Origin of the sequence: Lactobacillus huangpiensis (assembly GCF_019972815.1) — a bacterium.
GTDB lineage: Bacteria > Bacillota > Bacilli > Lactobacillales > Lactobacillaceae > Lactobacillus > Lactobacillus huangpiensis.
Map to the genome: position 1 here is coordinate 212,221 of NZ_BPPA01000005.1, position 15,228 is coordinate 227,448.

The 15,228-nt window shown below is 35.8% G+C and carries 12 protein-coding genes, 1 tRNA gene and 1 pseudogene; 4 read left to right on the top strand and 10 right to left on the bottom strand.

Going from position 1 to position 15,228, the window contains the following annotated elements; translation table 11 throughout:
- Positions 1-7: 7 nt before the first annotated feature.
- The 8 genes from LDM90_RS05440 to LDM90_RS05475 all read right to left on the bottom strand — a co-directional run bounded on the left by LDM90_RS05440 (position 8) and on the right by LDM90_RS05475 (position 8,922).
- Positions 8-1,207, bottom strand: coding sequence for an MFS transporter (locus LDM90_RS05440; protein WP_034981653.1), 1,200 nt, complete (start codon positions 1,205-1,207; stop codon positions 8-10).
- Positions 1,208-1,507: 300 nt separating this feature from the next.
- On the bottom strand, positions 1,508-1,957 hold the full coding sequence (locus LDM90_RS05445; RefSeq protein ID WP_034981652.1) for a hotdog domain-containing protein: 450 nt from the start codon (positions 1,955-1,957) through the stop codon (positions 1,508-1,510).
- Positions 1,947-3,476 (bottom strand): AMP-binding protein, encoded by a 1,530-nt coding sequence (locus tag LDM90_RS05450; RefSeq protein ID WP_223896775.1) that lies wholly within the window; start codon positions 3,474-3,476, stop codon positions 1,947-1,949. Before LDM90_RS05450 ends, LDM90_RS05445 begins: the two co-directional genes overlap by 11 nt.
- A 9-nt stretch (positions 3,477-3,485) precedes the next feature.
- Positions 3,486-4,409, bottom strand: a complete 924-nt coding sequence (locus LDM90_RS05455) for an electron transfer flavoprotein subunit alpha/FixB family protein (protein ID WP_223896776.1) — start codon at positions 4,407-4,409, stop codon at positions 3,486-3,488.
- Between the two features lie 4 nt (positions 4,410-4,413).
- Entirely contained in the window at positions 4,414-5,154 is a 741-nt protein-coding gene (locus tag LDM90_RS05460; protein WP_034981648.1) for an adenine nucleotide alpha hydrolase family protein, read from the bottom strand.
- 12 nt (positions 5,155-5,166) lie between these two features.
- Positions 5,167-6,312, bottom strand: coding sequence for an acyl-CoA dehydrogenase family protein (locus LDM90_RS05465; protein ID WP_223896777.1), 1,146 nt, complete (start codon positions 6,310-6,312; stop codon positions 5,167-5,169).
- Positions 6,313-6,320: 8 nt separating this feature from the next.
- Entirely contained in the window at positions 6,321-7,565 is a 1,245-nt protein-coding gene (locus LDM90_RS05470) for a CaiB/BaiF CoA transferase family protein (protein WP_223896778.1), read from the bottom strand.
- Between the two features lie 106 nt (positions 7,566-7,671).
- Positions 7,672-8,922 (bottom strand): acyl-CoA dehydrogenase family protein, encoded by a 1,251-nt coding sequence (locus tag LDM90_RS05475; RefSeq protein WP_198213430.1) that lies wholly within the window; start codon positions 8,920-8,922, stop codon positions 7,672-7,674.
- Between the two features lie 358 nt (positions 8,923-9,280).
- On the opposite strand from LDM90_RS05475, the gene LDM90_RS05480 reads away from it, so the two are divergent.
- Genes LDM90_RS05480 through LDM90_RS05490 form a run of 3 tightly spaced genes read left to right on the top strand, consistent with a single transcriptional unit; the run spans position 9,281 to position 12,045 of the window.
- On the top strand, positions 9,281-10,195 hold the full coding sequence (locus LDM90_RS05480) for a LysR family transcriptional regulator (RefSeq protein ID WP_034981642.1): 915 nt from the start codon (positions 9,281-9,283) through the stop codon (positions 10,193-10,195).
- Positions 10,196-10,218: 23 nt separating this feature from the next.
- A complete protein-coding gene (locus LDM90_RS05485; protein ID WP_223896779.1) occupies positions 10,219-11,214 on the top strand; it encodes an NAD(P)H-dependent flavin oxidoreductase in 996 nt (331 codons plus the stop codon).
- A 9-nt stretch (positions 11,215-11,223) separates the two neighbouring features.
- Positions 11,224-12,045, top strand: a complete 822-nt coding sequence (locus LDM90_RS05490) for a triphosphoribosyl-dephospho-CoA synthase (RefSeq protein WP_223896780.1) — start codon at positions 11,224-11,226, stop codon at positions 12,043-12,045.
- Between the two features lie 43 nt (positions 12,046-12,088).
- Here the strand turns inward: LDM90_RS05490 and LDM90_RS05495 are convergent, their stop codons facing one another.
- Positions 12,089-13,969: a flavocytochrome c gene (locus LDM90_RS05495; RefSeq protein WP_223896784.1), complete on the bottom strand. Its 1,881-nt coding sequence runs from the start codon at positions 13,967-13,969 to the stop codon at positions 12,089-12,091.
- Positions 13,970-14,087: 118 nt separating this feature from the next.
- Between LDM90_RS05495 and LDM90_RS05500 the strand changes: the two are divergent.
- Positions 14,088-15,013: pseudogene (locus LDM90_RS05500) on the top strand (LysR family transcriptional regulator).
- 57 nt (positions 15,014-15,070) lie between these two features.
- Here LDM90_RS05500 and LDM90_RS05505 read toward each other — a convergent pair.
- Positions 15,071-15,143 (bottom strand) — tRNA-Asn (locus tag LDM90_RS05505).
- Positions 15,144-15,228 lie beyond the last annotated feature (85 nt).

The window sequence follows — 15,228 nt, forward strand, 5'->3', positions numbered from 1 at the left end:
CTTTATATTAATTTTTGATGTTGAAATTTTTACCACGACTAATTAAGACAACACACAGAACTACAGAAATAATCGTTATCACTGTAGTTATCCAAAATACCATTAGTGTACTTGCAGCATTGGCCTTTAACACAAATGCAGCTACAAGTGGTGCTACGAAGTAAACTACTGCTGGTGCAAAACTGTAGTATGATGTAATCTTTCCATGACTTTGGGGGAAATAAGAAGTTAAAACTGAAAGTCCAACTTGCCATACTCCTCCTGCAGTAAAGAAGCCAACAGCTAATGCGCCTATTTCCCCAGCTAATAGGGATGGCTTTAGAACCATAAACAGCAGGCCAAGAGCAGTAATAGCTGAATAAACCATAATTAAATTCAATCTCTTTACCTTAGTAACTAGAGCTGATGTAACAAATACAGATATTAAGGAAGCGATTGAATACCATGATACAAGCTGATTGGCATTAGCAGCAGATTCATTTAAAACATACTGTCCGTAATAAGGAGCATAGAGTGAAAAAATATAAAATGTGAAGCAAAGCGTAAAGCCCAAACCAATGATCATTAGACCATCAACGGCTAACTTAGGTTGGTTTTGACTACTTACGCTAGTTTCTTTTTCTTCTTCTGTTTCAGTAGTCTCTTTTGCCTCAGCTTGGGGAGCAAAGGCAGTCTTCATTGTAAATACAACATCCAATAAAATAATAATAACTAAAATAAATGCTGTAATCTTTGGATTTTTAATTAGTTTCACACAAAAAGGAAACAACATCTGCATTACTTGCATTGCAGCTTTAACAAATGAGTTCATTGTAGCTGTTTTATCTGGAAAAGCGTCTGCAAGTGCAGGGTAACCTGCTGTATCACCAAATGAATTAGTTGCCCCGAAAAACATTGCCGCTAGGCCAGCAACCCAGATATTGTTAGCAAAAACAGCGCCGAGAAGGAAAACTGCGTCACTGAGCAATGCAATTAACAAAGTTCTTTTCCGGCCTATCTTGTCTGAAATAGCGCCTGCAAATAAAATTGTAATAATTCTGCCTAAGCCCACCATTGCGATTACCAGTGAAACTTGGGTCTCATTGGCATTCCAAGAATGTGCCAAGATTTCTCTATATTGACTAATAAATAAGGTAGCTGCCCCTACAACCGCAAAATGGATATAAACAGAGGCAGCAACGCCAACATAACTTTTTTCTTCTTTCATAGCTTTACCTTTCAAAGTTAAGATTTGCTAATAATTTCATAAATAAATATATCTTATTAAAATAAATATTAATAATTATTTATGATTACCAAATTATAAATAATAACTATAATTACAAGCACTGGTATATCAATGCTTTCTTGCTTTATAAAAAAGTTAGAGTCTTGATTTTAGTGTTTCATGGGTAATTAACCCCTACATATCAATCTATTATCTATTAAAATATTTAATACTTAAATAGTTAAAAGTAGTAGTATTACTAATAAACAAATTAAATCAGGATCTCAACCTAAAACAACTCTATTTAATGCCAAATCTCTTTTTGACTGACTCAATATATTCTTTTTCTTCTGCATTAGTAACGTGATATTGCTCAATAGAACCTGAGATCGGCTCCAAGCTTGCATTAACTGCAACATAGGTAAATACCGCTTCGCCGATTAATTCCGAACTTGAATTATCAAGAGAAATTCTATTCACTTCAGCATAAATAGTCATTGTCTTTGCTGTTGTTTTTAATAAAGTTACGCAAAAGCAAATATGATCACCAGCATAACTTTTTTTATGAAAAATAAATTTATCTATTCGACCAGTTAACGTACGTGTATGACAATATGAATTTGCAAACAAGCCCATTGCTGAGTCTGCATTATCTAAGAGCGTACCACCATGAGTAATTTCCATATGGTTAAGCATCCTTGGAGTTACAAAATAATCTGCCATTTGACGTTTAAAAAATTTATTCTTCATTTACTTTTTTACCTTCCAGCCAATTTTTTAAAAGATACTTTTTTATTTTGCCATTTGACGTTTTTGGTAATGAATCAACAACCCATAACTTTTCAGGCCATAATTTCTTATCAACGTGCTGCTTTTCTAATTCTGAAATCAACTCAGCTTTGGTTAATACTTTTTGGCCATGATTTAGAACAATAAAGGCACCTATTCTCTGCCCTAGACGAACATCTGGGACTCCTAAAACGGCTACTTCCTCAATATTTTGGCAGCCCTTGATCTTGTCTTCAACCATATGAGCGGAAATATTTTCACCACCACGAATAATTTTATCGCTATTGCGTCCATCTATTTCCAAAAAGTCATCTTCATTATAATGGCCAACATCTCCAGTAACAAACCATTCACCGTCAAATGCTTTAGCCGTTTTTTCAGGATCATCCAGATAACATTTAAAAATGATCGGTCCAGAAACTTCAATTTGTCCTTGTTTGTTGCTATCTGTAATTATATTTTTGTTCTTCACAAGTCTGACTTTAATATTGGACATTGGCTTGACTGCCGTTGTCATTGCGCCTTTACTTAAATAATAATCTTGAGGAGTATAACTAAATGGAACTGCTTCTGTCAGACCATAACAGTTGTAAAGGGGAATATTTCTTTTTTTAGCCTGAACTAAAATACTTTCTTTAATTTTGTCACCACCACAAATGAGCATCCGCAGCTTACCCAAATTTTGAACTTTAAATAGCAGATCATACATAATTGTAGGCAAACTATCAATATATGTAATTGGTTCTTCTTCAAGCATTTTTGCCACTTGTTCAATATTATAATGTTTAATTATTGCCAAGTGACTTCCTGCCATAATCGTTGAAATTAAGCCATGATGAAATCCAATTGCATGATACATCCCCGAAAGAATTAAAGTCATATCATTTTTAGTGATGCCAAAAGCATCATTATATGCACTTTCTGCACTAATAATATTTTTATTGGTTAAAACTACTCCTTTATAAAGCCCACTAGTACCCGAAGTATTGAGAACCAGTGCAGGAGCATCTGATCCATTACCTCCAATGAATTCAGATGGTAAATGCTTTTCTCTGGTAAAAAATACCAGATCCGCGATTTTTTTAGTCTGATAATTATCCAAATTAGCAATATTACTAATAGTGTCACGACCACGCACAGATTTTTGCGAAATGATAGCATATGGCTTAAACCTATTAATCATGCTATTAATCTCATCAATATCAAAATGCGGGTTTAGTGGATTAATAACCACTCCCATTTTGATACATGCAATAATCGTTACAATATTTGCCAGATCCAGTTCGAACTGAATTGCTATTAAATCACCTTTCTTAATGCCATTATTCCGGAGCAAGTCCATCTGCTTATTGGCCAAAAAATCTATTTCCTGATAACTGTATTTACGACCATCCTCAGTGACAAAAATACTTTGAGCACTTTGCTTTAAGCGCTCCCGCCATAAATCATTTAAGGTTTGCACCTTTTTGCTAGAAGTCATTTTTTTACCTTACAAAAGCTCATTTAATTGCTTTATCACTTGGTTAGCATCCCCAACAATGCCATAATTTGCTAATTTAAAAATTGGTGCTGCTTCATCAGTATTGACAGCAATGACACATTTTGATTTAGTCATTCCCGCAGTGTGCTGGACGGCTCCCGAAATGCCAAAAGCATAGTAAACATCTGGTGCAACAGACAAATTCGATATTCCAATCATACGGTTCTTATCAATCCAGCCTTGATCTGTAACTGCTTTAGTTGCTCCCACGCTGGCATTTAATTTTTGGGCTAAAGTAGCTAAAGGTTTAAATTTATCTGGGAAACCCAGACCTTTACCACCAGCTACAATCACCTTTGCATATGCCAAATCATTGCCAGAGTTAGCTTCGGGTACATATGCTGCTCTATTAGTTTCTGCACATTCCCAGTCAATTATGTCAACTTCATTCTTACTGTGGCTCACGACACCATTACAAGAAAGAGATATTACTGCCCTGTCATTCAGTGTTATTTTTCTTAAGGCTTGTGTTTTGCCGATATCCTGGTTAACTATTATATGATCTTGATCACAGCAAATATCTTTGGCATTATAAATAAATGGGACATTTAGTACGGCAGCTAATTGACCGCCAAGACTATTACCTAAATTGCTCTTATCAAATACTATTAAACTATTTGCTTTATCGACAAAAATTTTCTCAAGAGCATTAGTCACAGCTGGCAAGTTTGTCACACTAAAGTTTTCATTTTGGTATATGGCAGTCTTGACTCCTGAAGAAGCATATTTATCCTTAATTTCACTAGCATGATTACTGAAAACCAGTACTTCTTTTTTACCTTCGAAATTGCTGGCAAGACCTGCTAAGTTATTACTGTTATGACCTTCATCAATATTCTTATCTTCTAATTGAATATAATAAATTGGTACCATTTTTCTACCTCAACATCCCGTTTTGCTTAAGTATTTCAACCAGTTTTTGCGTAGCTTTAGGATCTTGATCCAGATTGAAAATAATTTTCTCATTTTTAACTGGTTTAGCTACAATTTCACTTGTAACGCCTTCATCACTAGTTTTAAAACTTACGTTATTAATACTTGAATTAATTGCTGTACTTAACGACGTAAAACTAGCAAGGCGCGGCACATTGATTGAATCTAACGTGGCAATTACAGCTGGCAAGACACATTGCCCAGTGATTTTGCCTTTTTCAAGTTTCATTTCATAATTGAGGGAAGTATCAATCATAGAAACATAGTCATAAAATGATATTCCCAGTCTTGCAGCAATAGCAGCTGAAAAAGCTGAAGATGTTGTTTTTCCTGTTAAAATCAAGTCGTAATTTTCATTATTTTCTTTTAAGTAATGGACAAATTCACTTGCAATTTGATTTTGCAGTAAAGGATCATTGATATTACCCGCTGAAACTTTAGTAGCTGTTGTTGCTCCCATAGCCAGTGCTTCATGCAAAATCCGTTCAGCTGCTTCATTTTGTTCAAACGTAAAGACATCAATAGTACCTTTTTTTAACTCTGTTAATTGCAGGGCAAATTCTAGGGCACTTTTGTCTTCCTCACTCAGAAATAAATTTTCTGGATGATAAGTTACTTTGTTCTTATGAGAAGTATAAGTTTTAGGATTATCTGCCTCAGCCTTAGCAATTAATGCGATTTTCATTATAGTACCCTCCTAGTCCTGATATTTTTTGCTAACTTCACGTGCAATTGTCATTCTCTGAATTTCATTAGTTCCTTCCAGAATTTGAAATCCTTTGACATCACGCATTAGCTTTTCAACCGGATAAGCTCGGGTATAGCCATAACCACCAAGAATCTGGACTGCATCAGAAGTTACTTTTTGTGCTACATCAGTAACATAAAGCTTGGTCATTGCACCTTCTTGACGTACAGACAAATCTTTATCCATCATTTTCATTGTGTTGTTAACTAATAAGCGGGCTGTTTCAACTGCCGTTGCCATATTAGCAAGCATATTTTGCACAGATTCAAATTGAGAAATTGGTTGATTAAATTGTTCACGCTGATTGGCATATTTGGCAGCTTCATTAAGTGCCCGTTGCATAACACCAACGGTCAAAGTAGAAACATACGCACGTGAAAGGTTAAGGCTGTTTAACGCAATATTAATCCCTCTTCCTTCTTGGCCAATCAGATTTTCGGCTGGCACGTGTACATTTTTAAATCCTAACGGTACTGTATTTGATAAACGCAGTCCCATTTTATCTTCATGCCTTCCTACCCAAATACCTGACGTATTTTTATCAATCATGAAAGCAGATAAGCCATGATTACCATTATTAGAAGTTCTAAAAATTCCAATAAAAATATCTGCAATTCCACCATTAGTAGCAAAAGCTTTATTTCCGTTTAAAATATATTCATTGCCTTGCCGAACAGCTGTTGCTTTCACAGAACCTGCGTCAGAACCTGCATCTGCTTCTGACATTGTAAAGGCAGCAAAACGTCCCGGTCTGATCACATCGGCAAATCTTTGTGCTTGTTCTTCAGTACCAGCTAGCATTACGCACCGCAGTGCAACAAATGAGGTAATTAAAGTAAGTGCATAACCTGCATCATATTCAGCCAGTTTTTCAAAAACGAGGGCAGAATCTTCATAAGAAAGGCCAGCACCACCATATTCCCGCGGGATCTCAAGCATATGAAGGCCAATTTTAATTGCAGGCTCAAACAAGCTGGAAGGACAATCACCTTTTAAATCGTATTTCTTAATAATTTCAGGGGTTAGATACCGATCACCAAATTCTTGTGCTAAATGAATATATTCTTTTTGTTCTTGTGTATAAAGTAATGTCATTTTAATACCTATTTAATTGGGTCTCCTATATGACGCAGGCCACTGGCAGCACCACTGGCAAACATCTCACTGATTTTTTCATCGCTGTAGCCTAACTCATCTTTGAGTACTTCTCCTGTATCAGATCCCTGAGCACGAGAAGGAGTTAGCGTAGGCTTGCCTTGAGACGAAAAGCGTACTGGATTAGTGGGAATAAATCTCTTATTTCCAGATGGAAATTCCATCAGTCTAATTTCGTCATTATCCAAAGCCTCAGGATCCTGGTATATTTCCGTTGGTATCTGACAAGCCTCAAGCGGTAAGTCTTCCTTATTAAAAAGGTCTATCCAATACTGCAACGGTTTTTTCTTAAAAGCATCTTCTAAAATGGCAATTACTTCATTGCTGGTACCATTAGCATTCAAAGTGTCCATTTTGTTATATCTTTCATCGCCTTTGACATCATCACGACCAATGTCATGCATTACTTTGTCAAAATCACGGTCATATTCGGGAACGCATAGTACAAACCAGCGATCATCAGAGGTTTTATAAGTGTCATTAAAAGGATTAGTAACTTCTTTACGACTCTTAGGATATACATTGCCATATTGTGCAGAAACCATAGCGATATTTTGCATAAATATCGCTGCGTGATTCAAGTTAACGACAACCTTATCACCCTTCCCGGTTCTTTGAGCTCTCAGTAAGGCTGCACAAATACCTGCGGCTAAGGTCATTGATACTTGGAAATCACCATAGCCATTTACTGGATTATATGGATTCCCTCCTTTATCTATCGTTGTTCCCTGAACTCCGCCACGTGCTTGATAAGCAGTTGCATCATAGCCGGCAGAATCTTTTTTAGGACCAAATTCACCATATCCGCGATCTTGTGCAAACACTAATTTAGGAAATTCTTTATGCAGCTCTTCCCAAGTGATTCCCATATGAGCTAAGCTCTTTGTTCTCACTGAGGTTAAAAATACATCTGCGGTTTTTAATAGGTCTTTAAAAGCTTGCATCCCTTCAGGAGTTTTCATGTTTAAAGTAATGAATCTTTTATTCATATTAGAAACATCAAAGCCCAAATTCTCATCATCTTCATACTTCATGCCAAAAACTGCACCTTGGGTTCTTCCAGCATCACCCTTAGGAGCTTCAACTTTAATTACATCAGCTCCCCATTCTCCAAGGACTCGTCCTACGGTTGGGGCTGCCAAAAATTGTGTGAGATCAATAACTCTTATTCCTGATAATATTTCGTTAGCCATCTTTTTCTCCAAAACTATATACAACAAAGAGGATTGAACCTTGCAAAGTAAATTTTAGATTCAGCCCTCCTTGATTTATTTACTCAAGTTAATTTAATTGATTGCCTTAAAGACTTGTTATTGGTGTATTGCCACCGTCTTTAATTAATAAACGACCTGCAGTTAGTCTTTGAACGGAACGAGGTCCTTCTTCTAACCACATAGCACGACAATCACGGTAAAGTCTTTCAGCAGGTCCATAAGGATTGTCCTGGAAGTAACCAATACCACCAAAGATTTCAAGCATGTAATCAGAAACTAATTTGACAGTATTGATGCTTTCCAGTTTGGCTAGAGAAGCTTTTTTGGTAATATCCTTTCCTTCGTCATAATCTTTTGCCAAGTCCCACAACATTAATCTAAGGGCATGAATGCGCGCACCCATGTCAGCAATTTCAAAAATGATTGATTGCCGTTTGCATAGTGGCTTACCAAAAGTTACACGATCTTTAGAATAAGCAATGGACATTTCTAACATCCGTTGAGCCATTCCTAAGTTGGAGTCAGCAATATGCGCACGAGAAAGTGAAAGTGAAGAAATAGCTACTTTCATACCCTCTCCTCTCTTGCCAAGCATGTACTTATCAGGTACTCTCATATTAGTGAATTTTAAATCGGCATGTCCGGCACCACGACAACCCATCATTAAAGGCATCTCATTAGATTCAAATCCAGGTGTATTTGTTGGTACAAAGAAAGCTGATAATCTTTCATCCCCTTCTTTATCTGGGTCAGTAACTACAATTAAGTAAGTAAAATCTGCAACATCTGCATGAGAAATCAAAGTTTTTTCGCCGTTGATTACCCAGTCATCGCCATCCTTAACAGCTAAAGTATGAAGGTCTGCTCCAGTACCACCGCTCTTTTCGGTTAAAGCAAAGTTGGCATAGATTGATTTGTCTTGAAACTTGTTCATATACTTGTCTTTAAGTTCTTGACTACCAAAATTATCCAATATCCGCCAGTTCATATCTGAAGCATGGTGCAGGTGCATTCGAATTCCACCCTGGGTTCTTGAAAATTCTTCTTGAACTTGCAGGATTTGCTTTTCACTGAGACCCCAGCCGCCGTATTCTTTAGGCAATGCAAAACGATATAAATCATGTTTAATTGCAATTGGGAAAAAGTCTTGCGGAAACTTGCGATTTTCCTCTATATATGGGGTCATCCTGTCAAACTCGTTTTGTGCCAGGTGACGAATTTCTTTTAAGTAGTTTTCAAAGTCTTCTTCAGGCATTGATTCACCCGGTTTAGTTTTGTGCATAATCGGAGTTTCTTCATATGGTGGTAATACATGCAACTTCTTTTGTTCTGTCATAATACAATCTCCTTTTAAACTTTAATAATGCTTTTGAAAGCGTTTTTCTATCAACAGTTGTATTATGTTTTAAAAAGTTTAGATTGTAAAATTGATAACAAAGTCAGAACTATTAATTTTATAAATACCCTTATGGCTATATATATTAAAAAAAGCGGAATTATAAGATTATTAACTGCAATAATTAAAAAGACTCACCAAATTTGGAGAGTAAAATCACAATAAAATCAACACTAATAAACTAATATTAATTTTATCAATATTATTATAAATAATTTTTGTAAGCGTTTTATAAAAAATAGGTATAGCATTTATTTATATAGGTATTGAATATTAAAATAATTTTTGAGGTAATATCATGAATTTAAATCAACTTTACTATTTTCGTGAATTGGCAGATCAAAAACAATACACTAAAGCAGCAGACAGCTTATTTATCAGTCAGCCTACCCTCTCAGTATCAATTAAACAGCTTGAAAAAGAACTCCACTGCCAACTGTTTAAACACAATGGTCATTACGTGCAATTAACTGAATATGGACGTATTTTTTACGATACTGTAACCAAATCTTTAGACTCTTTAGATCGCGGTAAAAAGAAAATTGAACAGCGTATCAGTCAGGACCATGGCAATATACACATTGCTGGTATACCTACTGCAATTGGAACCATCTTGCCTAACTTAACAAAGCAATATCAACAAGAAAGTAATATTTCACCTCATTTTATATACCACGATAACCCTTCATATCAGATTTGTGAAGGTATCAAAAATGGCTGGTATGATATTGGAATTTCTTCATTCGTACCGGAATTTAGTTATTTTACTTACATTCCCCTTTATACTGAAGAAATCATTGCCATTGTTTCAAAGGAAAATGACCTGGCAAAAATAAATGAAATCTCTCCTGAAGAACTACAGGGTGAGTCAATTATTACCTATTCTAAAAAAATTCAAATTGGAAAAGACATCACTAATGCTTTACTGGCCAATGCCTCTGATCTGAATATTACAAATAGACTTCATGACGAGCTGGCAATTGCAGGACAAGTTTTGACCAACGATATCGTTGGTGTAGTAGCAAAAACTATTTATTTGAGTGGTTTCGACATCCACATCATCAAACTGGATTTGCCCAAAAATACTCGTCAGGTTTATTTAGTGTATGATTCAAGTCAAAACTTTTCACCGGAAATAGTTGATTTTATTGACTTTCTTAAAAGTCATAAACCAGATATTCAGAAAATCGTCGATAATATTCCTGTCAAATAAGATTTTAAAAAGGTATAAAGCTAATGAATAAAATTTGTCAATTATTGGGAACAAATTACCCTATTGTTCACGAACCTATCCACACCTTAACAGATGGCAAACTGGTTGCTGCTATTTCAGAATCAGGTGCACTGGGTATCTTAGGTATTAATGCAGGATATAAGGTTAGAAGTGACGCTACATCAAGCGCTTCTATTTCTAATTCAAATAAAATAGGTACTATTAGCAACAATTCTTTGCTTGATGCCATGACAGAAAGAAACTTGATGAATGAGCAAATTGATCAAACTCTGTCTAATACCTTTAGACCTTTTGGAGTAGAAATTGCCAGCTCCTTATCTAGCCCAGAAGATGATCATAGAGCAACCGAATTAGTAGAATTAATGCGAAAAAGAAGGCTGACTATTGCACTGTTTGAAGGTTTTGGTAAAGTTGCATCTAGAAAATGGATAAATTTGCTACATAATAGTGGCATTAAAATTATGCAAATTATTAATAATATTAATGATATACGTGTAGCTCAAAGTAATGGCATTGACATTTTAATCTGCAAAAGTAACACCGATCTGGCAAATTTTGTTCATCAAGCAGGAAAGACACCGGTTTTAGCTGGGTATGATACTACTGACTCACATGTTTTAAAAGACGCTTTGGCCAAAGGTGCACAAGGAGTTTTTCTTAAAACAGTTTTTGCACTTGCTAAAGAAGCTCCAACTTCACCAATAATCAAAGACAAAGTTATAAATGCACAAAAACAAGAACTAATAAGTTTTAAAATTAACTCACAGACTATCTATTCTTTACCTGGAAAATTGCCCCAGAAACTGGCAAAATTAACACAGGATAACGAAGACGGAAAGCAAATATTTACTGCTGCAAACGGTTATCAGGGATTAATAAACGGTATGGCAAAAGGTGATCTTGAAATGGGGTATACTGATATTGCAGCAGATAGTTATAACATCAAAACTATTAAAACTGTCCACGAAATTATTGCAGAATTAACTAATAACAATTAAATTTATACTATGACTAATTCAATTACAAAAAATGCTCTACGCTCACTTTTATATGAAGTTGTTACCGCACCAAAACCTGGTTTAGTAGACCCCATCAACCAAGGTCCGCATCCCGACATGAATATTTATACTTTTATTGACAGCAGTTTAAGCTTAGAGGCATATTTTTCTACTGCTGTTGAAATTGGACAAAATTTTCAATCGACTGATTTAACCCAAATGTTTTATAAATTAAGACAAAGAGGTATTACTGCTGAAAAAGAAATGTTTGCTGCAACTCACGGCGCTAATACACATAAAGGAGCAATTTTTGCTCTAGGCATTTTTGTCTGCGCTGAAAGCTACAGTATGACAAACAATACTGAACTATTTCTGACTATCAGCAAGATGTGTAAAGGGCTTGTACAGCATGATCTGATTCAAAATAATGAGTTACAAACAGCAGGTGAAAAAGAATTTGAGCAGTATCATGTTGGTGGGGCTCGTGCTCAAGCGGAACAAGGCTATCCCATTGTACGTGAAGTAGCTTTACCTTTTTTTAAAAAAAGTAAGGGAACGCTCCAAACGAGACTCCTTGATACTTTAATGAAAATAGCAACAGTTACAGTTGATAGTAATCTGATTAAGCGAGCTGGAAATTATAATGTAACTAACTGGCTACATCAAATGGCCACAAAATACCTAGATTTAGGTGGTTATGCTTCTCCAGCTGGAAAAAAATGCCTGCAAAAATTAAATGATGACTGTTTGGCCCACAATTATAGTTTAGGTGGCTGTGCAGATTTATTAATTGTTACCATTTTTGTAGCTCTAGAACGTGGATACATATAAAAAAGAAGGCTTGTGCCTTCCTTTTTTAAAATCAAAATAATATTTATTTCTTTGATGCACCTGTCACTGCATCATTATCTGCAATTTCACTGCAAGTAGTGTCAGCAGCAATACGACCAAAAGTAAAGATATCAGCTAGTGAATTACCACCAAGACGATTGCCAGCATGTAATCCGCCAGCGACTTCACCTGCTGCATAAAGACCAGTAATTACTTGTCCATCTTTGTTTATTACTTGCGCTTTTGGATTGATCTTTAAGCCACCCATTGTATGGTGAATAGCAGGTTTACGAGGTGTAGCATAAAACGGTGCAACTTCACATTTAAGGTTAAACGCACTCTTACCAAATTCTGGATCACTACCCGCATCAACATATGAATTATATTTTTTAATAGTATCAACCAAAGTGTCTGGATTCATACCGGCTTTTTCAGCTAATTCCTCCAAAGTGTCTGCCTTTAACAAAGTACCCGCTTTTACCTGAGCAGCAAGCGATTCTTCGGTTGTGTTATAAGCTGTAGCTTTTATTTTTTCATCAGCTATTAAGTAGAACAAAGTACCATTGGCAATAGCGGCCTTAGCTAAAGTATCGCGTTCAGCAAATTCATTAACAAAGCGTTCACCTTTTTGATTGACCATAATAAAGTTTTCGGGTGGGGTTTGAATACCAGTAAATAATTCACCTGTCTTAGGATCTGAAACAGGCATTAATTGAATAAATCCCATACCCACTAAATCAGCACCAGCCTCTTGACCTAAGGCAATACCGTCACCAGTAATTGCAGGCGAATTAGTAGTAGCAATATCATCATCAATATGCTTCCAATAAGTGTTATACTTTTGTACCATTTTAGTGTTTGCACCAAAACCACCAGAAGTTAAAATTACTTTTTGTGCATGAATAGTAACTTTACTGCCATCACTAGTTTGGGCTACAACACCGGTAACTTTACCATTTTCAATAATTAAGTGTTGTGCCCGAGTTTCTGTTAAAACTGTAGCACCATGGTCTTTTACCCAATCACCCAAAACGTGAATAAAGGCATAGCCCATAGGTTCAACTGGCTTGTGACCACGACGCCACAAGGCTCCAACCGGCATGGTAACATCAGAGCGGTCAAACTTTAGGCCTAAGTCATTCAACCACTTAACTGAATCAAGTACGTTATTGACAAGCTCAGTAACCAGGGCATAATTACCATGAATTTCATTACCATTCAAGTCAGTTCTTTTACCACCTATATAAGTCTGTATTTCATGCAATAATACTGAATCAAACAGATATTTTTTACCAGAATCTACATAAGCCTTAATTTGCTTTTGCAGTTCTTTAAAGTCATCACGATATTCTGGATCAATTTCATCAATTGGAGTTGCAGCTAGTTTTTCCAAACTTTCTTTTTCACCCGGTAAAGCTTTAAATTGATTTTGCCACTCAGGTTCAGCAGCGTTTAAAGGTCCACCCGCTCTGGTAGTATTACCACCAATTTGAGGGAATTTTTCTAGTACAATTACTTTTTTACCATTTTGAATTGTTCTAGCAGCTGCAGTGAGACCAGCACCACCGGCACCAATAACTACAACGTCAGTTTGGTATTCTCTGTCAGAAGCATTAGAAGTCTTTGGCTTTGGTCTGTTAAGCCATTCTTGTGCGTCTCCACCAGCTTTTGTAATCGCCTGAGCCACACCATCTATCACGCCATGACTGGAAATTGTAGCTCCACTAACAGCGTCAACATTTAAAGTTTGATTAGCAATAATTTGCTTGGGCAGACGTTTAAAGACCTCATCTGCTACTCCAGCAGTTTCGCCACTGGAATCAATATCTATTTCCTTGATTTTGTCTTCAGAAAGTTTCACCTTCATAGGCATAAAACTAGAACCATGACCCTTAGCTTTTACTTCATAAGTTCCTGATTTCATCATTAATATACTTCCTTTCTTTCAATACTCATTAGTTAAATTTTACTAACTTTTCTGATTAAAATGAAATAGTTTTCTAGCAAGCGGGCTATAATAAAATTGTTATCGGAGGCAAAATATGAACAATTCTGAAACTGTCTTACATTTTATTGATGTGCTATTAAAAGAAAGTAATTTTACCAGACGGCTAGTGAATTATATATATCACAGCCATATTTGACTCAACTAATTAAACGAATTGAACATAAATTGGGATCTGAAATAATTAATCGTGAGACTATCCCATTTACATTAACGGAAGCTGGGGTAATTTATTACAATTATCTGGAAACAAAAATTAGTAACAGGCAAAAGTTAGCTGAGCAGCTAATTCCCTATGCATCACCAAATAAAGAATTAATCCGAATCGGAGTTTTAGAAAGCCTGGGGACATTTTTATTGCCAGAGCTTTTACCTCACTTTATGTTTACACATCCAAATATTAAAATTCAGCTATCAGAAAACTTTCCTAGAGTAAGTGAAACTCATCTTTTACATGAGCAAATTGATTGTTATCTGGGTCAAACACCTGAGTCTCTTAATCAAGGATTGGATTTTTATGTTAACGGTGGAGAAAACTATTTTGTAATCATTTCACCAAGATCAAAATACTTTAAAAAAGGTCGATTTATACTCGAGCCAAATGAATATGATATTAAAGACATTTTACAAGAGCCGTTCGTTGTTAGTTCAAGCAATTCTGCAATCCGTCATCAAGTTAATGGTGCATTTCAGAAATTTCATATCAAACCTAATATTATATTGGAAAGCAGCAGTATTATTACTGCAACTAATTTAGCAATAAAAGGAGTAGGACTAACTATTTCAGCTGCCAGCATTATTAAGCGAATGGCTCAAACACCTATTAACTTACTTCCAGTTGATCATAATTTGATTCAAATTAAATATTTTATTGCAGTTAAACATGGGCAAAAACTGAAACCCGGACTCAAGAATTTGATTTCAGAATTTAAGAAACTAAAGATTGAACCAAATATAAGTTAATTATTAAATTTAAGCACAAAAAAAGAGAACCCGCAGGTTCTCTTTCCTCTCTGCTCGCTCCGGCTGTCAGACTCGAACTGACGACATCTTGATTAACAGTCAAGCGCTCTACCAACTGAGCTAAGCCGGATTGCTAAAAAGCACGGCAGCGTCCTACCCTCGCAGGCAGTCTCCCACCAACTACTCTCGGCGTGAAGAAGCTTAACTGCTGTGTT